Below are 23,370 nucleotides of genomic sequence, written 5' to 3' on the forward strand. Positions count from 1 at the left end.
CACGGAAGCGATAGCATCGCTATCATTCCGTGCTGGAGGGGCGTCATGGCAAGCCTGACCATCCGCAAGCTCGACGAGGGCGTCAAAACCTATTTGCGCCTTCGCTCGGCCAGGAACCGCAGGTCGGTCGAGGAAGAGGTCCGGGTCATCCTCGGGGAGTTGATCGAGGGCCGCGAGGAGCCGCTGACGCCGTTTGCGTTGCCGCCGGCCCAATCCGCAGCCGGCGCGCCGCAACGGACCGGCGCCCTCCCCGAGGCCAGCGTCACCCTGATCATCGGCGGCGGGATCGCGGCCTACAAGTCGCTCGACCTGATCCGGCGGCTCAAGGAACGTCGGATCGAGGTCCGTTGCGTCCTGACCAAGGCGGCGCAGCAATTCGTCACGCCGCTGGCCGTGAGCGCGCTGTCGCACGAGCGGGTCTACACCGACCTGTTCGACCCCCAGAGCGAGTTCGACGCCGGGCACATTCGCCTGGCGCGCGACTGCGACCTGATCGTCGTCGCGCCCGCGACCGCCGATCTTCTGGCGAAGATGGCCAATGGCCATGCCGACGATCTCGCCAGCGCCATCCTGCTCGCGACCAACCGCAAGGTCCTGCTGGCGCCGGCGATGAATCCGCTGATGTGGAACAATGCGGCGACCCGCCGCAACGTGGCGCAGCTTCAGCGTGACGGCGTGGTGCTGATCGGCCCGAATTCCGGCGAGATGGCCGAGGCAGGCGAAGCCGGAATCGGCCGCATGTCCGAGGCAATCGAGATCGCCACCGCCGCCGAGCGCCTGCTGCGGCCGCCGGTGCCGCGCCCGCTCGCCGGCAAGCGGGTGCTGATCACCGCAGGTCCCACCCACGAGCCGATCGACCCGGTGCGCTACATCGCCAACCGCTCCTCCGGCAAGCAGGGCTTTGCCATCGCCGCCGCCGCGCAAGCCGCAGGCGCCGAGGTGATCCTGGTTAGCGGCCCGGTCGATCTCGGCGATCCCCCGGGCGTGACGGTGAAGCGCGTGGAGTCGGCCCGGCAGATGCTGGAGCAGGTGCAGGCGGCGCTTCCCGCCGACATCGCGATCTTCGCGGCCGCGGTCGCCGACTGGCGGGTCGCCAGTGAAGGCGAGCAGAAGCTGAAGAAGACCTCGGCCGGCATGCCGCCGCTTCAGCTGGTCGAGAATCCCGACATCCTCGCCACGATCTCGAAGCTGACCGACCGGCGCCCGTCGCTGGTGATCGGCTTTGCCGCCGAGACCGAGCACCTCATCGACAACGCCAAGTCCAAGCTGGCCCGCAAGGGCTGCGACTGGATCGTCGCCAACGACGTCTCGCCGGCGACCGGCGTGATGGGCGGCGACCGCAACACCGTGCATCTGATCAGTCGCAAGAATGGTGAGGAGGACGGCGAGATCGCAGTTGATTCCTGGCCGGTGATGACCAAGGAACAGGTCGCCATCGAGCTGGTCGCGCATGTCGCAAAGAGCGTGACCGACAAATCCCGGGAGCCGGCATCTTGAGCACGAAAGTCACGGTCGAACTGCAGCAACTGGCCCACGCCGAAGGCCTTCCGCTGCCGGCCTATCAGACCTCCGAAGCGGCCGGCCTCGACCTGATGGCCGCAGTGCTCGACAGCGAGCCGCTGACGCTCGCCGCCGGCCAATATGCGCTGGTGCCGACGGGTCTCGCGATCGCGCTGCCGCCCGGTCACGAGGCGCAGGTGCGGCCGCGCTCGGGCCTTGCCGCCAAGCACGGCGTCACCGTGCTCAACTCGCCGGGCACGATCGATGCGGACTATCGCGGCGAGATCAAGGTGATCCTGATCAACCACGGCGCGGCGCCCTTCGTGGTCAAGCGCGGCGAGCGCATCGCGCAGATGGTGATTGCGCCGGTGGTGCAGGCCGCGCTGGTTCCCGTGGCGACATTGTCCGCGACCGATCGCGGCGCCGGCGGCTTCGGCTCGACCGGCCGCTAACGCACGGCAGCTCCAGCCGAATCATCCCGAAGAACTACGTGGGTTGGAACCGCGCGCCCGGCATTTTTGTGGGACCGCCTTTGCGTTCACGATCTGGACTCTTACCGCTGGAGTCACGGTGGGGGTATTGTCGTTTGATTCGCGCGCGACGGGGGTCGCCGCGCGCAAATTCGTGCGATCTGGGGCAACTATGTCAGGCGTGATCGTGTCGATGCGTCGGACGCTGCTGTCGTGCACATCGTTGGCGCGCAACGGCTTGTTGGGAGGCGCTCTCGCGGCGCTGCTGCCGGCTGCGCCGGCTGAGGCTGCCGACCTCGTCGACACACTTTCCATAATGCTGGACTTCAACCGGCAGGAACTCGCGGTGCTGGCCACCGCGCTCGCGCTGCTCGGCTTCTCGGTCGTGGCCGCGATCCTGTTGATGCGCACGCGCGTGCGCACGGCGAACAACGAAGCGCGGCTGCGCGCGCGAATCGGGGAACTGCAACTCCAGTCCGATCGCTTCGGCGCGCTGCTGTTCGCCGAGCCGCAGATCCTGATCTCCTGGCCGGCCGGCGACAATCGCGCGCAGATTTCCGGCGACATCTCCATGGTGCTGCCGCGCGATTCCTCCCCCCAGCGCGTCCTCGCGTTCGGAACATGGCTGCCGCCGGAGCCCGCGCTCCAAATGGATCACGCGGTCGATGCGCTGCGTGACCGCGGCGACGGATTCCAGCTGACGCTGACCACCGCGCACGGCCACACGCTGGAGGCCATCGGCCGCGCCATCGGCGGCCAGGCCATCGTCAGGATTCGCGAACTCTCCGGACTCCGGCGCGATCTGGCCGAGACCAATCTGCGTTACAAGGCCCTCGCCGACGAGACCGAGATGCTGCGCGGCTTTGCCGCCGCCGCGCCCTGGCCGATCTGGGCCAAGGCCGAGAACGGCGCGCTGAGCTACGCCAATCCGGCCTATGTGCGCGCGACCGAGGCGAGCAGCGTCACCGACGCCCAGCAGCGCAAGCTCGAGCTGCTCGACAGTGCCGACCGGACCGCGATGGAGCGGGGCCTGAAGGACGCGGCCAGTTTCACCTCGCGACTGCCGATCGTGATCGGCGGCGAGCGGCGCATCTACGACGTCCGCGCGGTGAATGTCGGCAGCGGCAATGTCGGCGTCGCCATCGATGCCAGCGAGGCGGATGGGCTGAGCTCCGCGCTGGTGCGGATGGCGGAGGCGCATCGGCGCACGCTGGACCAGCTCTCCTCGGGCGTTGCCGTGTTCGACGGCCACCGCCGGCTCGCCTTCTACAACGATTCCTACCGCCGGCTGTGGGACCTCGACCGCACCTTCCTCGACGCCGATCCCGACGATTCCAGCGTGCTCGACCAGCTCCGCGCCGCGCGCAAGCTGCCGGAGCAGCCGGACTTCCGCGCCTGGAAGGCCAAGCTGCACGAAGCCTATCGCGCGGTCGAGGCCGCCAAGGACACCTGGTACCTGCCCGACGGCCGCGCGCTCTCCGTCGTCACCACGCCGAATCCGGAAGGCGGCGTCACCTATCTGTTCGACGACGTCACCGAGAGCCTCGAACTCGCCCGCCGCTTCGACGGCATGATCCGCGTGCAGCGCGAGACGCTGGACAGCCTCGCCGAGGGCGTCGCGGTGTTCGGCAGCAACGGCAGGGCGCAGCTGTTCAATCCGGCCTTCGTCCGGATGTGGAAGCTGTCGAGCGACGCCATGCGCGACGAGCCGCACATCCAGACGGTCGAAGGCTGGTGCCATCAATTGTTCGACGACGCGCAAGTCTGGCGGCAGATCCGCGAGGCCGTTACCTCGATCGAGAGCCGCGCCGACGTGCCGCTGAAGCTGGAGCGCAAGGACGGCAGCGTGCTCGACGGCATGATCCGTCCGCTGCATGACGGCGCGACCATGCTGACGTTCCAGGACATCACCGACACCGAGAATGTCGAGCGTGCGCTGCGCGAGCGCAACGAGGCGCTGGAGGCCGCCGACCAGATGAAGGTGGATTTCGTCCACCACGTCTCCTACGAGCTGCGCTCGCCGCTCACCACCATCATCGGCTTCGCTCATTTCCTCAGCGATCCCTCGACCGGGCCGCTGACGCCGAAACAGGCCGAATATCTCGACTATGTCACCAAATCCACCAACGCCCTGCTGGCGCTGACCAACAACATCCTGGATCTCGCCACGATCGACGCCGGCGCCATGAAGCTGGAACTCGGCCCGGTCGACGTCAGCAAGGCCATCGAGCTCGCCGCCGAGGGCATCCAGGACCGCCTCGCCACCGACCGCATCCGACTCAAGGTCGAGATCGCGCCGGATATCGGCAGCTTCGTCGGCGACGAGAAGCGCGTGGTGCAGGTGCTCTATAACCTCCTCGCCAACGCCGTCGGGTTTTCTCCACAGGATTCCACCGTCGGCATCAGTGCACGCCGCACCGAACGCAGCGTGGTCTTCACTGTGACAGATTCCGGGCCTGGAATACCTGCCGACATGAAGGACAAGGTGTTCAACTGGTTCGAAAGCCGCTCGCAGGGGTCGCGTCACCGCGGCGCCGGGCTCGGCCTGTCGCTCGTGCGCTCCTTCGTCGAGCTGCATGGCGGCAAGGTACGGGTGGATTCGATCGTGGGCAGGGGCACGGTCGTGATCTGCGACTTCCCGACCGACCAGGCGGCGCATCGCGACGCCGCCGAATGACTGAACCGACCACATTCTCCGTCGCGCTTGTCAACGAGACGGCCACCGCACAATTGATGGCCGACCTCGCGCTGCTGGTCGGCCCCGGCGACGTCATCACCCTCACCGGCGATCTCGGCGCCGGCAAGACAGCGGCTGCGCGCGCCATGATCCGCTATCTCGCCGGCGACGAGACGCTGGAAGTCCCGAGCCCGACCTTCACGCTGGTGCAGGGTTACGAGCTGCCGCCGTTTCCGGTGATGCACGCCGACCTCTACCGCGTCGAGGACGAAAGCGAGCTCGAGGAGATCGGCCTGTCGCCGCTTCCCGATGCCACGCTCGTCCTGATCGAATGGCCGGAGCGCGCGCCGTCGGCGATGCCGCAAGACCGCATCGACATCGCGCTGACGCACCGGCCGGCGCTGGGCTCGAATGCGCGCGCTGCCGACATCACCGGTTACGGCAAGGCCGCCGCGCAAGTCGCGCGGCTGAAGACGCTGCGGGAATTCCTCGAGGCATCCGGCTACATGGATGCAACGCACAAGCGCATGGCCGGCGATGCCTCGACCCGCTCCTATGCGCGACTGCTGCGCGACGACGAGATCGTCATCCTCATGAATTTTCCGCAGCGGCCCGACGGCGCTGCGATGTACAACGGAAAATCCTACAGCGCGGCGGTGCATCTCGCCGAGAACGTCAAGCCCTTCGTCGCCATCGACGAGGGCCTGCGCGCGCAAGGCATCTCCGCGCCCGCGATCCATCATTCCGATCTCGACCACGGCTTCCTGATCACCGAAGATTTCGGCAGCGAAGGCGTGATCGAGGGCGATCCGCCGCGCCCGATTCCCGAGCGCTACGAGGCTGCAACCGACGTGCTGGCCGCGCTACATCGCACGACGCTGCCGGAGACACTGCCGCTGGCGAGCCAGACCTACGCTATTCCCGTGTTCGACACCGAAGCACTTCTGATCGAAATCGGGTTGATGCCGGAATGGTATCTGCCCGACCGCAATGCGCCGCTGAGCGACGGGAAGCGCGCAGAGTTTTTCGCGATGTGGCGCGAGCTGCTGAAGAAGCCGCTGGCCGCGCCGAGGACGTGGATCATCCGCGACTTCCACTCGCCCAATCTGATCTGGCTCGGGATGCGCACCGGCATCGCGCGCGTCGGTGTGATCGACTTCCAGGACACGGTGCTCGGACCACAATCCTACGACGTCGTCTCGCTGCTCCAGGATGCCCGCATCGACGTGCCCGAAAACATCGAGCTGACGCTGCTGTCGCGCTACATCAAGGCGCGCCGCGCAGACGATGCGAGCTTCGATCCGGCTGGCTTCGCCGAGCTCTATGCGATCATGTCGGCGCAACGGAACACGCGCCTGCTCGGCACCTTCGCCCGCCTCAACCGCCGCGACGGTAAGCCGCAATATCTGCGCCACCAGCCGCGGATCTGGACCTACCTCCAGCGCTCGCTGGCACATCCCGCGCTGGCGCACCTGCGCGACTGGTATCTCGCCAACGTCCCGCCGCCCCAAGGGGCGTCCCAAGAATCGTCTGAAGAGCTGACTGAAGGGCAGCCCCAAGCTTGATTCGCGGCCCGATTTACCGCCTGTTAGCCATCGGATCGGTATCATCGCCCGCAGGCAGCCGGACAAGGACGGGGCTGGAGCAAGGGCAGATGGCGGTCAAGACGGACCATCGTGGCAACAGCCGGGTTGTTTTCGAGCGCGGGATACCGGCCCAGATGATGGGGATCGACGGCACCTGGCGGCGCGAGTGCACCATGGAGGACGTCTCCGAGAACGGTGCCAAGCTGACCATCGACGGTTCGGTCGAAGGCCTGCATCTGAAGGAATTTTTTCTCCTGCTCTCGTCCACCGGACTTGCGTACCGGCGCTGCGAGCTGGCCTGGGTCAATGGCGACCAGATCGGCGTCAATTTTCTCAAGCTCGGCGACAAGAAGAAGAAGGCCCGTTCCACATCCGTTGGGGCGTGACGGCCACACCCGTCGTACAACCGTCACGGCAGGTGGTTAAGGCGGTTAAGACGCGGTGCGGCCGATTGCGGTCCGTGTTAGGATTGCTGCGTACGCGAACTTCAAAAGTTCTCAAGTCCAGGATTCCGGGAAAGACGAGTCCGAGAAAGCGAACGATGTCCGTCAAGCCGACCAAAGCCATGGTGCTCGCCGCGGGGTTCGGGCTGCGCATGCGTCCGTTGACGGAGAAGATGCCGAAGCCGCTCGTGCCGGTGGCCGGTCAGCCGCTGCTGGACCATGTGCTCGACAAGCTCGGCGACGCCGGCGTGACCGAGGCGATCGTCAATGTGCACTATCTGCCGGACCAGATCATCAACCACACCGCATCCCGCCAGCATCCGCGCGTGACCATCTCGGACGAGCGCGACCAGGTGCTCGGCACCGGCGGTGGTGTGGTCAAGGCGCTGCCGCTGCTCGGCGACGCGCCGTTCTTCCATGTCAATTCCGACACGCTGTGGATCGACGGCGTGCGCTCGAACCTGGCGCGGCTTGCGGAAGACTTCGACCCTGAGCGCATGGACATCCTGCTCTTGATGGCGCCGACCGCGACCAGCATCGGCTATAGCGGCCGCGGCGATTACGGCATGCTGCCCGACGGCGCCCTGCGCAAGCGCAAGGAAAAAGAGGTCGTTCCGTTCGTCTATGCCGGCGCGGCGATCCTGTCGCCATCGATCTTCGCCAACGCACCGCAGGGCGAGTTCTCGCTGACCAGGATGTTCGACCGCGCCAACGAGCAGGAGCGGCTGTTCGGCCTCCGCCTCGACGGCGTCTGGATGCATGTCGGCACGCCCGATGCCGTGCATGCGGCGGAAGAGGCGTTTCTGGAGAGCGTGGCGTAAGCCGCTCTCGTGTCCCGGACGCGGTGCGGCGCGAAGTGCCGCTCCGCAGAGCCGGGACCCAGCAGGCTCACAAATTCGACCAAGCAGCATAGGCCCCGGCTCAGCAACGCGTCATTTCATGCCGCGTTGCGTCCGGGGACGAGAGCGGCGTAAAGCGAACAGCGGGGACTATCTCCCCTCCACCCATATCCATTTGAATCCGCCTCCCTATATTGGCGCCTGATTCCCGAATCAGGCAGCCCATGCGCGTTTTCAGCGTTCCCATCTCAGTTCCGTTCCTGCGCACGGTCGTCTCGAGCCTGCTCGACGGCCGGCTGGTCGACGGATTCGAGGCGCGCAAGGAACCGGCGCGGCTTGCGGATGCCACGCTGTACCTGCCGACAAGGCGCGCCATGCGCGTCGTGCGCGAGATCTTTCTCGACGAGATGGCGGCCGATGCGGTGGTCCTGCCGCGCATCGTCGCGCTCGGCGACATCGACGAGGACGAACTCGCTTTCGCCGACGAGGGCGAGCAGTTCTCCGGCGCAGCGCCGCTCGACATTCCGCCGCGGCTTGGCGAGCTGGAACGGCGGCTGACGCTGGCGCAGCTCGTCGCGGCCTGGGCCAAGGGCCCGGTGCTGTCCCCGCTGGTGGTCGGCGGCCCCGCCTCGACACTCGCGCTGGCCGGCGACCTCGCGCGCTTGATCGACGACATGGTGACGCGCGGCGTCGACTGGAGCGCGCTCGACGGCCTGGTGCCTGACATGCTCGACCGCTACTGGCAGCACTCGCTCGAATTCCTGCGCATCGCGCGCATTGCCTGGCCCGGTCATCTCGCAGAGATCAACCGGATCGAGCCTGCGGCACGGCGCGATCTCCTCATCGCTGCGGAAGCCAGGCGGTTGACCGCACATCCCCATGGTCCGGTGATCGCCGCCGGCTCCACCGGCTCGATGCCGGCCACCGCAAAATTCCTGCATGCGGTCGCGTCGCTACCGCATGGCGCCGTCGTGCTGCCGGGCCTCGACACCGATCTGGACGAGGACGCCTGGCGCACCATCGGCGGCGTACGCGACTCGCTCGGTAAATTCGTTGAGCATCCGGCGTCGAACCATCCGCAATATGCCATGCACGCGCTGCTGGATCGCTTCGGCATCAAGCGCAGCGACGTCGACATCCTCCAGCCGCCGGCAGAAGGCGGCCGCGATCTGCTCGCATCGGAATCGATGCGGCCGTCAGCCAGGACGGAAGTCTGGCACGACCGGCTGAAGCAGCCTGATGTCGCCGTGAAGATCGCGGGCGGCATGACGAATCTCGCGGTCGTCGAAGCGCCCAACCCTGAAATGGAAGCGCTCGCGATCGCCATTGCGATGCGCGAGGCGCGCCATCTCGACAAATCGGCGGCGCTGGTGACGCCCGACCGCGGGCTGGCGCGGCGGGTGATGGCCGCACTGACGCGATGGGATCTCGCCTTCGACGATTCCGGCGGCGACGTGCTGATGGAAACGTCCGCCGGCGTTTTTGCGCGTCTGGCATCGGAAGCGGCGACCAAGGGATTGGAGCCGCCGACGCTGCTGGCGATGCTGAAGCATCCGCTGTGCCGGCTTGGCCGGCTGCCTGGCGCATGGAAGGCGGCGATCGAGGGCCTCGAGCTTGCAGTCCTGCGCGGCGCGCGGCCGCCTGCGGGCACCGCGGGCCTGCTGCGCGAATTCAATCGCTTCCGCGAGGAGCTGGCAAAGCTGTGGCGCAAGGAGGTCTCTGCGCTCCACCACGCGGAACCGCGCGCGCGTCTGAAGGCGGAGGACCTCGATTGCATCCAGGCGCTGATCGATGCCCTGCGACAAGCGTTGGAGCCGATCGAGAGTCTCGCGTCATCGAAACCGTACGACTTCGCCGAGCTCGCGCACCGGCACCGCGAGATCATGATCGAGCTGTCGCGCGACGAGCAGGGCGTCCCGCTCGCCTTCGAGGAGCGCGAGGGCCTGGCGCTCGCAGCCGCCTTCGACGACCTCCTGCGCGGCGGCACCACCAGCGGATTGATGGTGACGCTGCCCGACTATGCCGACGTTTTCCAGACCGCGTTCAGCGACCGGGCCGTGCGGCGGCGGGACAGACCCGGCGCGCGGCTGCAGATCTACGGCCCGCTGGAATCGCGCCTGATGCAGGCCGACCGGATCATCATCGGCGGCCTGATCGAGGGCGTCTGGCCGCCGGCGCCGCGCATCGATCCCTGGCTCAGCCGGCCGATGCGGCACGAGCTTGGCCTCGATCTGCCGGAGCGCCGTATCGGCCTCTCCGCACACGATTTCGCGCAACTGCTCGGCGGCGACGAGGTGATCCTCACTCATTCCGCGAAGGCCGGCGGCGCACCGGCGGTCGCCTCGCGCTTCCTGCATCGGTTAGAGGCGGTCGCGGGCGACGAGCTCTGGAAGACGGCCATCCGCGCGGGCGAAAAATACGTGCAGTTTGCGGGCGCGCTGGACCAGCCCGACGAGGTCAGCCCGGTCAAGCAGCCCGAGCCGCGGCCGCCGCGCGCGACGCGGCCGCTGAAGATGTCGGTCACCGCGATCGAGGACTGGCTGCGCGATCCCTACACGATCTACGCAAAGCACATTTTGCGGCTCGATGCGCTCGACCCCGTCGACATGCCGCTGTCGGCCGCCGACCGCGGCTCGGCGATCCACGATGCGCTCGGCGAGTTCACGGAAAGCTACGCCACGCGACTGCCCGCCGATCCCGCGCGCGTGCTGCGCGCGATCGGCGAGAAATATTTTGCACCGCTGATGGAGCGTCCCGAGGCGCGCGCATTGTGGTGGCCGCGTTTCCAGCGCATCGCGCGCTGGTTCGGCGAATGGGAGACGGCGCGTCGCGACGTGATCGAGGTCATCACGGCCGAGACCCGTGGCGAGATCTCGATCCGGCTCGACCACGAGCGCAGCTTCCAGCTCTCCGCCCGCGCCGACCGCATCGAGCGGCGCCAGGGCGGCAGCTATGCCATCCTCGACTACAAGACCGGGCAGCCGCCGACCGGCAAGCAGGTCCGCATGGGCCTGTCGCCGCAGCTGACGCTGGAAGCCGCTATCCTGCGCGAGGGCGGATTCCCTGACATCGACGCGGGTTCGTCCGTCAGCCAGCTCGTCTATGTGCGCCTGAGCGGCAACAATCCGCCGGGCGAAGAGCGCATCCTCGAGCTCAAGTACAGGCAAGGCGACGAGCCGCAGCCGCCGGACACGGCTGCCGCCGAAGCGCGGGCCAAGCTCGAGGCGCTGATCCGTGCCTTCGAGGACGAGAACCAGGCGTACACCTCGCTGAACCTGCCGATGTGGACCAACCGCTACGGCACCTATGACGACCTCGCCCGGATCAAGGAATGGTCCGCGGCCGGCGGTTTGGGGATCGAGGAATGGTGAAGCTGCCGCGTCCCATTCCCGACGAGGTGCGCGCGCGGCAGGCGCGCGCGTCCGATCCGACAGCGTCGGCCTTCGTGTCGGCCAATGCCGGCTCGGGCAAGACCCATGTGCTGGTGCAGCGCGTGATCCGCCTGCTGCTGTCGGGCGTGCCGCCGGAAAAGATCCTCTGCATCACCTTCACCAAGGCCGCCGCCGCCAACATGGCCGAACGCGTGTTCACGACGCTCGGCCATTGGGTGACGCTGGACGACAACGCGCTCGACGCGGCGATCAAGGCGGTCGGCATCCCACATCCCGATCGAAAACTACGCCGCGAAGCACGAAAGCTGTTCGCCTGCGCGCTGGAGACGCCGGGCGGATTGAAGGTGCAGACCATCCATGCGTTGTGCACCCGCCTCCTCCAGCAGTTTCCGTTCGAGGCCAATGTTCCCGCGCGCTTCGCCGTGATCGACGAGCGCGACCAGACCGACATGATGGAGCGTGCCAATCTGAAGGTGCTGCTCGAAGCCGCGCGCGATCCGGAGACCGTCACCGGCGGCGCGCTGCTCACCGCGATGGCGAGTGCGGCCGACGTCACCTTCAAAGAGGTCGTGCGCGAGGCCTGTCTCAGCCGCGATCATTTCATGGCCTGGACCGACGAGGCCGGCAACACAGAGGCTGCCGCCGCGCAAATGGCGGCGGTGCTGGGCGTTGATGCGAGCGATCGGATCGAGGACGTCGAGACGGAAATTCTCGACGGCCCATTCCTGCCGCGGTCGCGCTGGGACGACATCGCTTTCGCGCTGGAAGACGGCAGCAAGTCCGACAACGACCAGGCCAGCCGGCTCCGCGAGGCAAAAGTGTTTTCCGGTGCCGCGCAGGTCGACGCCTATCTCGGTGTCTTCCTTACCGACGAAAAGCTGCCGCGCAAGGCGGTGCTGACCAAGAAGTTTGGCGATCACAACCCATCCGTCGCACGGCTGTTCGAGAACGAGGTGCAGCGCCTCAGCGGATTGATCGAGAAGCGCCGCGCGGTGACCATGCGCGACCGCACCGCGGCCCTGCTGCACATCGCGACCGCGGCCGCCGCAAACTACCGCCGTGAGAAGCAGGAGCGCGGGCTGCTCGACTACGACGACCTGATCGACAAGACGCTGGCGATGCTGAACCGTGTCTCTTCAGGCTGGGTGCATTACAAGCTCGATCGCGGCGTCGATCATGTATTGATCGACGAGGCCCAGGACACAAGCCCGCGGCAATGGGACATCGTCGCGCACATCATCTCGGAGTTCACGGCCGGCGAAGGCGCGCGTGAGGGATTGAACCGCACCGTCTTTGCTGTCGGCGACGAGAAGCAGTCGATCTTCTCCTTTCAGGGCGCCCAGCCCCGAGAATTCGACGCTCGCCGGCGCGAGCTGCACCGCAAGTTCACCGCCGCCGGGCTCAAGTTCGATCCGGTCGCCTTCACCTATTCGTTCCGTTCGGGCGCGGCGATCCTGCACTCGGTCGACCACGTCTTCCGCGAGCCCCAGATCTACAAGAGCATCCATTCGGTCGAGATCGGCCATCCCCTGCACAATGCGCTCGCCGATGCCGGCCCGAGCGTGATCGAGCTGTGGGATCTCGCCGAGGTCGATGACAGGCAGGAGATCGAGGGCTGGCGCGCGCCGTTCGATGGCGTCGCCGCCACCAGCCCCGAGGTGAAGCTCGCCCGCCGCATCCAGACCGAGATCAAGCAACTGGTCGAGAGCGGCACGCTGACCGGGCATGAAGGCGAGCGCCGCCCCCTGCGCTATGGCGACATGCTGATCCTGGTGCGCCGGCGCGGCAATGCGTTCGACGCCGTGATCCAGGCGCTGAAGCACGCCAACGTTCCGGTCGCCGGCGCCGACCGGCTGAAGCTGACCGAGCACATCGCGATCATCGACCTGATGAATCTTGCGGACGCGCTGCTGCTGCCGCAGGACGATCTCGCGCTCGCGGTTGCGCTGAAGAGCCCTCTGTTCGGGCTCGATGACGACGACCTGTTTCAGCTCGCCTGGGGCCGCAAGGGCTCGCTGCGCCGCGCGCTTGCCGAACATGCCGCCACAAGCGAGACGTTCGCCACGGCACTGCGGCGGCTTGAAGCCTGCGAGGCGCGGTCGCGCGACGAGACTCCGTTCGCCTTCTACGCCTGGCTGCTCGGCGGCGACGGCGGACGCGCGCGCATCCTGCGCCGGCTCGGCCATGAGGCTAACGACGCGCTCGACGAGTTTCTGGAGCTGGCGCTGAATTACGAACGCAAGGCACCGGCCTCCCTGCAGGGTTTCATGGCCTGGCTGCGCTCGGCCGACACCGAGGTGAAGCGCGACATGGAGATCTCGCGCGACGAGGTGCGGGTCATGACCGTGCACGGCGCCAAGGGCCTCGAAGCCTCCGTCGTGTTCATGGTCGACACGACATCATCGCCCGCGGATTCGCAGCGGGTCCGGCTGATCCACGTGCCGCGCGGCAATGGCGGCGAAGTCGTGGTCTGGGCCGGGCGCAAGGCCGATGATCCCAAGCCCGTCGCCGACGCACGCAAGGCCATGATCGAGGAGACCGAGGACGAGTATCGCCGCCTGCTCTATGTCGCGATGACGCGCGCGGCCGATCGGCTGATCGTCGGCGGCTGCATGCCCGGCAACATGAAGACGGTGCGCAAGCTGAGCTGGTACGATTTGATCGACACCGGGCTCACCGGCTCGGGCCTGGACAAGCAGACGATCGAGACGCCGCTCGGCAAGGTGACCCGGTTCGCCCGTCCGGAGGATGTCGCGGCGCTCGGCACGCCTGCGATGGCGGTGGACCAATCGATCGCATTGCCGGACTGGCTGCGGACGCCGGTACCGCGCGGGAGCGTCGATGATGATCCCGTGCGCCCTTCCGGCCAGTCGGCCGAGGAAGGTCGCGCGGTGCGAACCGGCGAATCGGTGCAGTCGCGCGCGCTGGCGCTGCAGCGCGGCACGCTGGTGCACCGGCTGCTGCAATCCCTCCCCGACATCGCCCCCGAGCGCCGGCGCGAGGCCGCGCTTGGCTTCATGGCACGCAACGCGCCCGACTGGACGGAGGCTGACCGGACCGGGCTGGCCGGCAAGGTTCTCGCCCTGATCGCCGAACCGCGCTTTGCCCCGGTGTTTGCCGCCGGCAGCCGTGCCGAGGTCTCGATCGTCGGCCGATTGGACCGGCCGGGGCGGCCGCCAGCGCTGGTGTCGGGGCAGATTGACCGGCTGGTCGTTCGTCCGGACGAGGTTCTGATCGTCGATTTCAAGACCAACCAAACGGCGCCCAAAAGCGCAGCGGAGGCGCCCGCCGCCTATGTCCGGCAGCTTGCGCTGTACCGGGCGGTGCTGGCGCGGCTTTATCCCCAAAAGCCGATCAGGGCCGTCCTGCTCTGGACCGAGGCCCTTGAATATATGGAGATTTCAGCCCCCGCGCTGGACGCGGCGCTGGCATCCCTTCATGTCGGCGTGAGCATCCTTGACCCGGCAAGGGGGCGTTCATAGGTTGACGCCATGATCCCAAGCGCGATTCCCATCCGCGCCGATTCTTTCAACCCAGTGAGGTATTCCAATGGCCGTTAGCAAGGTTTCCGACGCCGATTTCGAAGCCGAAGTGCTCAAGGCGAACGGCCCCGTGGTCGTCGATTTCTGGGCCGAATGGTGCGGCCCCTGCCGCATGATCGCACCTGCGCTCGACGAGATCGCCGGCGCGATGGGCGACAAGGTCAAGATCGTGAAGCTCAACGTCGACGAGAGCCCGAAGACCGCGTCGAAATACGGCGTGATGTCGATCCCGACGCTGATGATCTTCAAGGGCGGCGAGATGGCCTCCCGCCAGGTCGGCGCGGCGCCGAAGGCAAAGCTTCAGCAGTGGATCACGTCGGCGGTCTGATCCGCTTCGCGTGTCACTGAGAATTCTGCAACGGCCGGCAAACCGCCGGCCGTTTTGTTTTGCTCGACGGCAATCAGGCCGATCTCGTTTCGGCGAGTTTGGCGAGACTGGCGAGAACATCGGGAAAGTCCGACGCGACAGCCGGACCGATCTCGGACGCTTGCGGCCCTCGCGCGTCGACGGTGTAAACGATCCGCGTGCGCCCTGGCCCAATGGCTTCGATGCGATGGGCGACCTTGATGACGAGGTCGCCGACTCGCGTTTCGTCGATGAAGCACGCGTTCTCGCGGACCTCGATCAGCTGCGAGCGCAGCGCCTCCTCGCCGGGAGGCTTCATCGTGAACCAGGTCCCGGCCGCGAATGGCCCGTCAATGTCGATCTGCTCGATACCCGCGTTCCAGGTTTTCCAACCGGGCACGTCGCGGAAAATGCTCCAGATCGTCTCCGGGGCTGCCGATGTCTCGAGCGCGTATTCGCCCCGCCAGACACTGTCGTCGTTCATCGCACGCCGCCCTCTTTGATATGTTTGCTCATAATAGGCGCGCTTATTGAGGAGTCGAGGCGACCGGGACGAAGCGCCCCTATCCTATCCACCCCGTCGCCAATGCATTGGCCAGCTCCGGCTGGCCATTATGGCGTGCGAGCGCGGCCATCGCCTCGTGGTCATATGCGACGTGCCGGAACGTCACCTGCCATGCACTCCCGACAAGCTCGAGGATCGCGTAGCGCGCGTGCGGCGTGCCGGCTTCGACGACATGCGGGAATGGATGCTTGTCGCGATAGCCGGGACTGCCGACGCTGCCGGGATTGACGATCAGCCGGCCGTCGCGCAGCCGCACCGCGCGGGCGAGATGGGTGTGGGCGCAGAGGATCATCGACTGCGTGACGCCTTGCGCGAACTGCTCGATGCGGTCGAGCGGCGAGAGCGCCACCGTGCCGTCGGGATGCACGGCGTCGAGCCAATAGACCTCGTCGTCATCAGGCGTCGCGTGACAGAGGAAGACCTGCTCGCGAAACACCCGCGTCATCGGCTGCGCGCGCAGCCAGTCGAGTTGCGCGGCATTGAGTTGAGCGTGCGCCGGACGGTCCCACGAGCCCATCTTTTCCGGCGGGCGGTCGAGCAGATAGCGGTCGTGATTGCCGAGCACGTGCACGGCGTCGAGCCGCATCAGGATCTCGATGGTTCGTCGCGCATCGAGCGGGCCGCTCAGCATGTCGCCGAGATTGACGATGTCGGCGATGTCCTGCGCGCGGATGTCGGCGAGCACCGCCTCCAGCGCGAGATGGTTTCCGTGGACGTCGGCAATCGCGGCGAAACGCATTGGCATTCCTGTAGCCCGGATGGAGCGAAGCGTAATCCGGGGCCTTATTCGCTTGCGGCACGATCCCGGATTGCGCTTCGCTCCATCCGGGCTACGCCCCTCTATGCAGGAGGCGTGCCGTTGATGCCCAGCACGTGGCCGGCAAGATAAAGCGAGCCGGTGATCAGGATGCGCGGCGGCACCTCGTAGGCGAGCTTCGCCAAGCCGCGCAGCGCGGCTTCAATGCCGGGCGAGGTCTCGACGCGCATGCCGAGGCTGCGCGCGGCATCCGCGAGGCGGTCGACCGGCATCGCATTCTCTGTGTCGGGGATCGGCACCGCGATGATGTGACGGGTCAGGCCGGCGAAATTGGCGAGAAAACCTTGCGCGTCCTTGTTGGCCATCATGCCCGCGATCACGACAAGCGGACGCGACACCCGCTCCTCGAGATCGCCGAGTGCGGCTGCCGCGACGCGGCCGCCTTCGGCATTGTGGCCGCCGTCGAGCCAGATCTCCGAGCCCTGCGGTCCGAGCGCGAGCAGCTCGCCCGAGGTGATGCGCTGCATCCGCGCCGGCCATTCGGCGCCGACGATGCCCGCCTCGAAGGCCGCCTGGTTGACCTTGAAAGCCGGAACCGCGCGCAGCGTTGCGATCGCGAGCCCCGCATTGTCGAACTGGTGGCGGCCGAACAGCCGCGGTGCCGTGAGATCCATCAGACCGCGGTCATCGGAATAGACCAGACGCCCGTGCTCGACATTGACGTGCCAGCTTTCGCCCGCCGCAAACAACGGCGCGCGCATGCGCTTGGCCTGCGCCTCGATCACGGCCATCGCCTCGCCCGTCTGCTCGGCGCAAACCACGGGCACGCCGCGCTTGATGATCGCCGCCTTCTCGCCGGCGATGGCGGTCAGCGTATCGCCGAGGAAATCCATGTGGTCCATGCTAACAGGTGTGATCACGCACGCCGCCGGCGTATCGATCACATTGGTCGAATCGAGCCGGCCGCCGAGGCCGACTTCGAGCAGCACGACATCGGCCGGGTTCTGCGCGAACAGATGAAAGGCAGCCGCGGTCTTCAGCTCGAACACGGTCGCGGCTTCGCCGGCATTGACCCGCTCGACCTCTTCCAGCGCCGCGCGCAGTTCGTCGTCGCCGACGAGCACCCCGCCGCCGACGCGGCCAAGCCGGAAGCATTCGTTGATGCGGACGAGATAGGGCGAGGTGTAGGCATGGACCCGCAGGCCGGCGGCCTCCAGCGTCGCGCGCAGATAAGCGAGCGTCGAGCCCTTGCCGTTGGTGCCGGCGATGTGGATCACCGGCGGCAGCTTGCGTTCGGGATGGCCGAGCCGCTCGAGCAGGCGGTGCATCCGCTCAAGCCCGAGGTCGATGCGCTTCTGATGCAGGGCCGACAGCCGCCCGATCAATTCACCGAGCGGCGGCTTTGCGCTATCAGAGGACGCGTTCACGCGTGCGGCGCGGCCGGCGCCGTCTCGGCGGCCGAGACGATCTGCGCCGGACTGACCACCGGCTGCACCGATTTCGATGCGCCTTCCTGCGCCGGCGCCTTGGTCAGCAGGCGGCAGAGCCGCGCCAGGGTCGGGCGCAGCTCGTGACGATGCACGACCATGTCGACCATGCCGTGATCCTTCAGATATTCGGCGCGCTGGAAGCCTTCCGGCAATTTCTCGCGGATGGTCTGCTCGATCACGCGCGCGCCGGCGAAGCCGATCAGCGCGCCGGGCTCGGCGATCTGCACGTCACCCAGCATCGCATAGGACGCGGTGACGCCGCCGGTGGTCGGGTTGGTCAGCACCACGATGTAGGGCTGTTTTGCTTCACGCAGCATCTGCACCGCGACCGTGGTGCGCGGCATCTGCATCAGCGACAGGATGCCTTCCTGCATGCGCGCGCCGCCCGATGCGGCGAACACGATGAACGGCGACTTCTTCTCGACCGCGAGCTCCAGCCCGCGCACGATGGCCTCGCCCGCGGCCATGCCTAGCGAGCCGCCCATGAAATCGAAATCCTGCACGGCAACGACGGCGGCGGCACCTTCGAGCTTGCCGTAGCCGACCTTGATCGCGTCGTTGAGGTTAGTTCGCGCACGCGCATCCTTGATGCGGTCGACGTACTTTTTCTCGTCACGGAACTTGAGCGGATCGGGCGTGACGTCGGGCAGCGCGACGTCGTACCAGGTCTCGTTATCGAAGATCGACTTCAGACGCGCCACCGCGCCCATGCGCATGTGGTAGTTCGAGCCGGGGATGACGAACTGGTTGGCCTCGACGTCCTTGTAGAACACGAGCTGTCCGGAATCCGGGCACTTGATCCACAGATTCTCCGGCGTCTCCCGCCGCAGCATGTTGCGGATCTTCGGCCGGACCACATTGGTAAGCCAGTTCATGGTTTGCTCCGATGTGCGAGCCCCGCGGAAGGGCCGCCTGAAGGATATATGGCGGCCGGGCCTCTGCCCGGCAAGCCGCCGTGTTCGCCCGCCCCAGAAGCGGAATTATGGCCTATTCGGCCGCAGCTTTCGCGCCCTTGACACCCTGGGCCAGGGCCGCCGTCAATTCGGCAACGGCGTTAACGGTTTTGGCGGTGGCGCGCCCCTCGGCATCGAGGCTGTTCTTGAGTGCATCGACCAGTGCCGTGCCGACCACCGAACCATCGGCTTTCTCGGCAATGGCGCGCGCCGACTCCGGCGTGCGGATGCCAAAACCAACGCAGATCGGCAGCCTGGTATGCCGCTTGATGCGCGCGACAGCTTCACCGACGGCATTCGCGTCCGCTGCCGCGGCACCGGTGATGCCGGCGATAGAGACGTAGTAGACAAAGCCTGATGTGTTCGCGAGCACCGCGGGCAAGCGCTTGTCGTCGGTGGTCGGGGTCGCGAGGCGAATGAAGTTCAGGCCCGCCTTCAGCGCGGGAATGCAGAGCTCGTCGTCTTCCTCCGGCGGCAGATCGACGATGATCAGGCCGTCAACGCCGGCCGTCTTGGCATCGGCCAAAAACTTGTCGACGCCGTAAATGTAGATCGGATTGTAATAGCCCATCAGCACCAGCGGCGTGACGTTGTCGTCCTTGCGGAAGTCGCGCACCAGTTCCAGCGTCTTCTTCAAGGTCATGCCACCCTTGAGCGCGCGCAGACCTGCAGCCTGAATCGAGGGACCGTCCGCCATCGGATCGGTGAAGGGAATGCCGAGCTCGATGACGTCGGCGCCTGCCTTGGGCAGCGCCTTGACGATATCGAGCGACGTCGCGAGATCGGGATCGCCGGCCATCACATAGGTGACGAAGGCCGAGCGGCCCGCTTTCTTCAGCTCGGCGAAACGGGTGTCGATACGCGTGGTCACTTGCTCTTGCCCCTCAGGATGTCGCCGACCTGCGGGACGTCCTTGTCGCCGCGGCCGGAGAGATTGACGACCATCAGGTGATCTCTCGGCCGCTTCGGCGCGAGCTCCATCACCTTGGCGATGGCATGCGCGGGCTCGAGCGCGGGGATGATGCCTTCCAGCCGCGACAGCAGCTGGAATGCTGCGAGCGCCTCGTCATCGGTCGCGGAGAGATAGTTGACGCGGCCGATCTCGTGCAGCCAGGAATGCTCGGGGCCGATGCCGGGATAGTCGAGGCCGGCGGAGATCGAATGCGCGTCCTGGATCTGGCCGTCCGCATCCATCAAGAGATAAGTGCGGTTGCCGTGCAGTACGCCGGGACGGCCGCCCGCGATCGAGGCCGCATGCAGTTGCGTGAGCCCATGGCCGGCGGCTTCGACGCCAAAAATTTCGACGGAGGGATCGTCGAGGAACGGATGGAACAGGCCCATCGCGTTCGAGCCGCCGCCGATGCAGGCGACCAGCGAATCCGGCAGGCGGCCCTCGACCTCCTGCATCTGCGTCTTGGTCTCGTTGCCGATGATCGACTGGAAGTCGCGCACCAGCGTCGGATAGGGATGCGGGCCCGCCACCGTGCCGATGCAATAGAACGTGTTGTGCACGTTGGTGACCCAGTCGCGCAGCGCCTCGTTCATGGCGTCCTTCAGCGTGCGCGTGCCCGACTGCACCGGGACCACCGTCGCGCCCAGCATCTCCATGCGGATGACGTTGGGCTGCTGCCGCTCGACGTCGACGGCGCCCATATAGACCACGCATTCGAGGCCGAAGCGCGCGCACAGCGTCGCGGTGGCGACGCCGTGCTGGCCGGCGCCGGTCTCGGCGATGATGCGCTTCTTGCCCATGCGCCGTGCCAGCATGATCTGGCCGAGCACGTTGTTCACCTTGTGCGAACCGGTGTGGTTGAGCTCTTCGCGCTTGAGGTAAATCTTGGCGCCGCCGAGATACTCGGTGAGGCGCTCGGCGAAATAGAGCGGCGAAGGCCGGCCGACATAGTTCTTGAGATAGCCGTTCATCTCGGCCTGGAAGGCTGGATCGGCTTTCGCCGCGGTGTAGGCCTTCTCCAGATCGAGGATCAGCGGCATCAGGGTTTCGGCGACGAAGCGGCCGCCGAAAATGCCGAAGTGCCCGCGCTCGTCGGGACCGCTGCGGTAGGAATTTGGTTTGGCGATGTTCATCGAACGCTCAACTCTTGACTTGCATCTTGGGTGGCGCGCGCGGCGCGAATGAAGGCCTTGATCATCTCGGGATCCTTGACGCCGGAGGCGCTCTCGACTCCGGAGGAGACGTCGACGCCGCCGGCGCGCGTGACCCGAACAGCCTCGGCGACGTTGTGGGCATCAAGTCCGCCCGAGACCATATACGGCAGCTTGAGTTCCAGGTTTTCGAGCAGATGCCAATCGAAGGCAGCGCCGAGGCCGCCCGGACGTGTCGCGTCCTTCGGCGCACGGGCGTCGAACAGGATGCGATCGGCAACCTCTGCGTAGCCGGGCAGCACGGCGAGATCGGCGGTAGTTGCGACCGGCACCGCCTTCATCACCGGACGGCCGAACCGCTGCTTGATGTCGCGCAGGCGTGCGACGCTCTCCTTGCCGTGGAGCTGAAGGATATCCGGCGACAGCGCGTCCATGATGTTGTCGAGCGTGGCGTCGTCGGCATCGACCGTGAGCGCGACCTTGAGCGCGCGCCGTTTCACCTGGCGGCCGAGGTCGCGGCCAAGTTCCAGAGAGACGTGCCGCGGCGACGGCGGGAAGAACACGAACCCCACCATGTCGGCGCCGGCGTCGAGCGCTGTTTCGAGCGTCTCGCGCGTGGACAGGCCGCAGATCTTGACGAGCAGGGACATGGTCTCAAAGCAGGTGAAGGCCGCGGGTCTGCGGCCGTAAAACCGGGTTTTCGGTTGCGGCCGCTTCTACAACGTCGCGCGCTGCTTGTCTCGCCCGATGGGCCCGTAAAGGCCAACCCCGGCGGGAACGGGGAGGTGCCGGGGCTGGGGCTTCGCTGCGGCCGCCTGGGCCCGCAGATCGGCCAATTCGGTCCTGGCAGCCCGCGCATCCGCATCATTCCGGCGCGCCGCGCGCCGCCAGTGCCGCTGGCCGAGCCAGACCGCGCAGCCGCCCGCGAGGACCCCGAGGGCCGCTACCAGGATGAGGAGCAGGAACAACGGCAACGTCACCGAGAATGACGGGTCGTTTGTAATGAAGGGGTCGAAAGAGACCGTGACGGAATGCCGGTTGGCGACGGCGAAGGTCACCAGGATCAGGCCCACCGGAATCACGATCAGCGCGGTCAGGAACTTTCGCATCTCGCTTCGCTCGCCTTGAATCAAGCTTCCGGCCGCTTCTCTCGCGATCGCGGAAAACCCTGACGCCGGTCTCAGTCTGGCGCGCCTGGATCCGGATGGTCGCGGTTCAGCCGTTCGCGCATTTCCTTGCCGGTCTTGAAGAACGGAACGCTCTTCTGGTCGACGGGCACATGGGCGCCGGTGCGCGGATTGCGCCCTGCGCGTGCAGGGCGATGCTTGACCGAGAAGGCACCGAAGCCGCGCAACTCGACGCGATCACCGCGCGCGAGAGCCGCTACGATCTCTTCGAGAATCGCATTCACAATGTTCTCGACATCCCGCTGGTACAGATGCGGGTTGTGCTCGGCGATGCGCTGAACAAGTTCGGATTTGATCATCGAGAGATAGGACCCGGAAGCGTGCGGATGACCATTTCCGTGAAAATACTGTGATCTGTCAAGACGCTAAATGAAGGTTGAGCGTCGGGAAAATGCGTGACAAATGCCGAAAAAGCGGGCTGCCCCACCACCCGTGAGGCGGGAAAAGCTTCTGAAGCTCGCCCGGTTCCATCAATTTGACGCGGCCGGCTGCCACAGGGCCAGCATTCCATCCATTCCGAGCCGATCGACGGCCTGCGCGACGCCGGTTTGCCCGATCTGATGCGCAATCGAGCCTAAACCAAGCGCTTCCAGCGTGACGACGGCAGCCGTTTTGAGGAATGGCAGATCGCCAAAGCGGGGCTGGAGCTTGTAATCGCGGACGGTGAGGCCCTTCTTGACGCCCTTCTGCTCGACCAGCCAGGTCACGGCGGTCTTCTCGTCGCCGAGCTGATCGATCAGCTTGAGATCGATCGCCTGGCGTCCGGTGAAGACGCGGCCATCGGCGACTTTTTCGAGCTGCGTGTCATCCATGCCACGCCGCTCCTTCACCAATCCCTTGAACCAGGCATAGGAATCCTTCACCAGCGCATCGAGCGCGGCGCGGGCCTCGGGGCTGGTCGGCTCAAAACCGTTCGGCGCGGCCTTCAGCGGCGAGGATTTGACCTCCTCGACCTTCACACCGACGGTCTTCAGCAGCTCGGTGACGTTGGGAAACTGGAACAGCACGCCGATCGAACCGACCAGCGAGCTCTGCTGGGCAATGATGTGGTCGCTCGCGATCGCGGTGATGTAACCTCCGGACGCGGCGAGGCCTTCGACCACGACGACCAGCGGCTTCTTCGCCTTCAGCCGCACAAGCGAGTCATAAAGCTGCTCGGAGCCGGCGGTGGTGCCACCCGGCGAGTTGATGTGAATGATGACGGCGGCGGCCTGCGAGTTCTCCAGTCGCTCCAGCGCCTGGGTGCGATCGGAGTCGCTGCGGATCAGGCCATCGATCTGGACCCGCGCGATCGAACCGGCGGATGCGAACGTGCCGCGCGCACCGGGTGTCGCGATCAGCGCGAAGCCCGCAATCGCCGCGATCGCGATCAACGCAGCCATCACGCGCCAGAACGTCAGCTTGCGACGAATCCTGCGGCGATCGACGATGATGTCCGAATCGAGCGACATCGGAATATCTCCAAATGAAAGGCCGGGCGCGTTGTGCCGTCACAGCGTGACCATTGGCTTATCTGGATA

Annotated in this window: 19 protein-coding genes; 9 read left to right on the plus strand and 10 right to left on the minus strand. The window is 66.4% G+C overall.

Annotated features, from left to right (window positions below; genetic code table 11):
* The first annotated feature begins 45 nt into the window (after positions 1–45).
* The 9 genes from coaBC to trxA all read left to right on the plus strand — a co-directional run bounded on the left by coaBC (position 46) and on the right by trxA (position 14,777).
* The gene (coaBC, locus tag AB7008_RS00390; RefSeq protein WP_304492176.1) at positions 46–1,497 is read left to right on the plus strand and encodes a bifunctional phosphopantothenoylcysteine decarboxylase/phosphopantothenate--cysteine ligase CoaBC; all 1,452 of its coding nucleotides are present in this window, start codon (positions 46–48) and stop codon (positions 1,495–1,497) included.
* Positions 1,494–1,952 carry a dUTP diphosphatase gene (gene dut / locus AB7008_RS00395; protein WP_248880678.1) on the plus strand — a complete coding sequence of 153 codons (459 nt, stop codon included), beginning with the start codon at positions 1,494–1,496 and terminating at the stop codon, positions 1,950–1,952. The genes coaBC and dut overlap by 4 nt, the downstream gene beginning before the upstream one ends.
* 190 nt (positions 1,953–2,142) lie before the next feature.
* The gene (locus AB7008_RS00400) at positions 2,143–4,647 is read left to right on the plus strand and encodes a sensor histidine kinase (RefSeq protein WP_028155430.1); all 2,505 of its coding nucleotides are present in this window, start codon (positions 2,143–2,145) and stop codon (positions 4,645–4,647) included.
* Complete coding sequence (tsaE, locus tag AB7008_RS00405) at positions 4,644–6,212, plus strand: tRNA (adenosine(37)-N6)-threonylcarbamoyltransferase complex ATPase subunit type 1 TsaE (protein WP_441258245.1); 1,569 nt, start codon at positions 4,644–4,646, stop codon at positions 6,210–6,212. Before AB7008_RS00400 ends, tsaE begins: the two co-directional genes overlap by 4 nt.
* Before the next feature lie 89 nt (positions 6,213–6,301).
* On the plus strand, positions 6,302–6,619 hold the full coding sequence (locus tag AB7008_RS00410; protein WP_028155432.1) for a PilZ domain-containing protein: 318 nt from the start codon (positions 6,302–6,304) through the stop codon (positions 6,617–6,619).
* Between the two features lie 155 nt (positions 6,620–6,774).
* On the plus strand, positions 6,775–7,497 hold the full coding sequence (locus tag AB7008_RS00415) for a nucleotidyltransferase family protein (protein ID WP_441258246.1): 723 nt from the start codon (positions 6,775–6,777) through the stop codon (positions 7,495–7,497).
* Between the two features lie 242 nt (positions 7,498–7,739).
* On the plus strand, positions 7,740–10,886 hold the full coding sequence (gene addB, locus AB7008_RS00420) for a double-strand break repair protein AddB (protein ID WP_441258247.1): 3,147 nt from the start codon (positions 7,740–7,742) through the stop codon (positions 10,884–10,886).
* A complete protein-coding gene (gene addA / locus AB7008_RS00425; protein ID WP_441258248.1) occupies positions 10,880–14,389 on the plus strand; it encodes a double-strand break repair helicase AddA in 3,510 nt (1,169 codons plus the stop codon). The genes addB and addA overlap by 7 nt, the downstream gene beginning before the upstream one ends.
* Positions 14,390–14,456: 67 nt before the next feature.
* Complete coding sequence (gene trxA / locus AB7008_RS00430) at positions 14,457–14,777, plus strand: thioredoxin (RefSeq protein WP_008540017.1); 321 nt, start codon at positions 14,457–14,459, stop codon at positions 14,775–14,777.
* 73 nt (positions 14,778–14,850) lie between these two features.
* Here the strand turns inward: trxA and AB7008_RS00435 are convergent, their stop codons facing one another.
* The 10 genes from AB7008_RS00435 to sppA all read right to left on the minus strand — a co-directional run bounded on the left by AB7008_RS00435 (position 14,851) and on the right by sppA (position 23,301).
* The gene (locus tag AB7008_RS00435; RefSeq protein WP_441258249.1) at positions 14,851–15,279 is read right to left on the minus strand and encodes an SRPBCC family protein; all 429 of its coding nucleotides are present in this window, start codon (positions 15,277–15,279) and stop codon (positions 14,851–14,853) included.
* A gap of 79 nt (positions 15,280–15,358) precedes the next feature.
* On the minus strand, positions 15,359–16,099 hold the full coding sequence (locus AB7008_RS00440) for a metallophosphoesterase family protein (protein ID WP_441261169.1): 741 nt from the start codon (positions 16,097–16,099) through the stop codon (positions 15,359–15,361).
* 101 nt (positions 16,100–16,200) lie between these two features.
* Entirely contained in the window at positions 16,201–17,544 is a 1,344-nt protein-coding gene (locus AB7008_RS00445; RefSeq protein WP_441258250.1) for a bifunctional folylpolyglutamate synthase/dihydrofolate synthase, read from the minus strand.
* Positions 17,541–18,482 (minus strand): acetyl-CoA carboxylase, carboxyltransferase subunit beta, encoded by a 942-nt coding sequence (gene accD, locus AB7008_RS00450; protein WP_028155439.1) that lies wholly within the window; start codon positions 18,480–18,482, stop codon positions 17,541–17,543. The genes AB7008_RS00445 and accD overlap by 4 nt, the downstream gene beginning before the upstream one ends.
* A gap of 112 nt (positions 18,483–18,594) precedes the next feature.
* Entirely contained in the window at positions 18,595–19,431 is an 837-nt protein-coding gene (gene trpA, locus AB7008_RS00455) for a tryptophan synthase subunit alpha (protein ID WP_441258251.1), read from the minus strand.
* Positions 19,428–20,645 carry a tryptophan synthase subunit beta gene (trpB, locus tag AB7008_RS00460; RefSeq protein ID WP_041957197.1) on the minus strand — a complete coding sequence of 406 codons (1,218 nt, stop codon included), beginning with the start codon at positions 20,643–20,645 and terminating at the stop codon, positions 19,428–19,430. The genes trpA and trpB overlap by 4 nt, the downstream gene beginning before the upstream one ends.
* A complete protein-coding gene (locus AB7008_RS00465; RefSeq protein WP_041957199.1) occupies positions 20,642–21,313 on the minus strand; it encodes a phosphoribosylanthranilate isomerase in 672 nt (223 codons plus the stop codon). The genes trpB and AB7008_RS00465 overlap by 4 nt, the downstream gene beginning before the upstream one ends.
* A 66-nt stretch (positions 21,314–21,379) precedes the next feature.
* The gene (locus AB7008_RS00470; protein ID WP_041957392.1) at positions 21,380–21,772 is read right to left on the minus strand and encodes a lipopolysaccharide assembly protein LapA domain-containing protein; all 393 of its coding nucleotides are present in this window, start codon (positions 21,770–21,772) and stop codon (positions 21,380–21,382) included.
* Positions 21,773–21,843: 71 nt separating this feature from the next.
* On the minus strand, positions 21,844–22,149 hold the full coding sequence (locus AB7008_RS00475) for an integration host factor subunit beta (protein WP_007598410.1): 306 nt from the start codon (positions 22,147–22,149) through the stop codon (positions 21,844–21,846).
* Positions 22,150–22,320: 171 nt separating this feature from the next.
* Positions 22,321–23,301: a signal peptide peptidase SppA gene (sppA, locus tag AB7008_RS00480; RefSeq protein WP_028149797.1), complete on the minus strand. Its 981-nt coding sequence runs from the start codon at positions 23,299–23,301 to the stop codon at positions 22,321–22,323.
* Positions 23,302–23,370 lie beyond the last annotated feature (69 nt).

It is taken from the genome of Bradyrhizobium sp. 521_C7_N1_3, assembly GCF_052075975.1.
Classification (GTDB): Bacteria; Pseudomonadota; Alphaproteobacteria; order Rhizobiales; family Xanthobacteraceae; genus Bradyrhizobium; species Bradyrhizobium japonicum.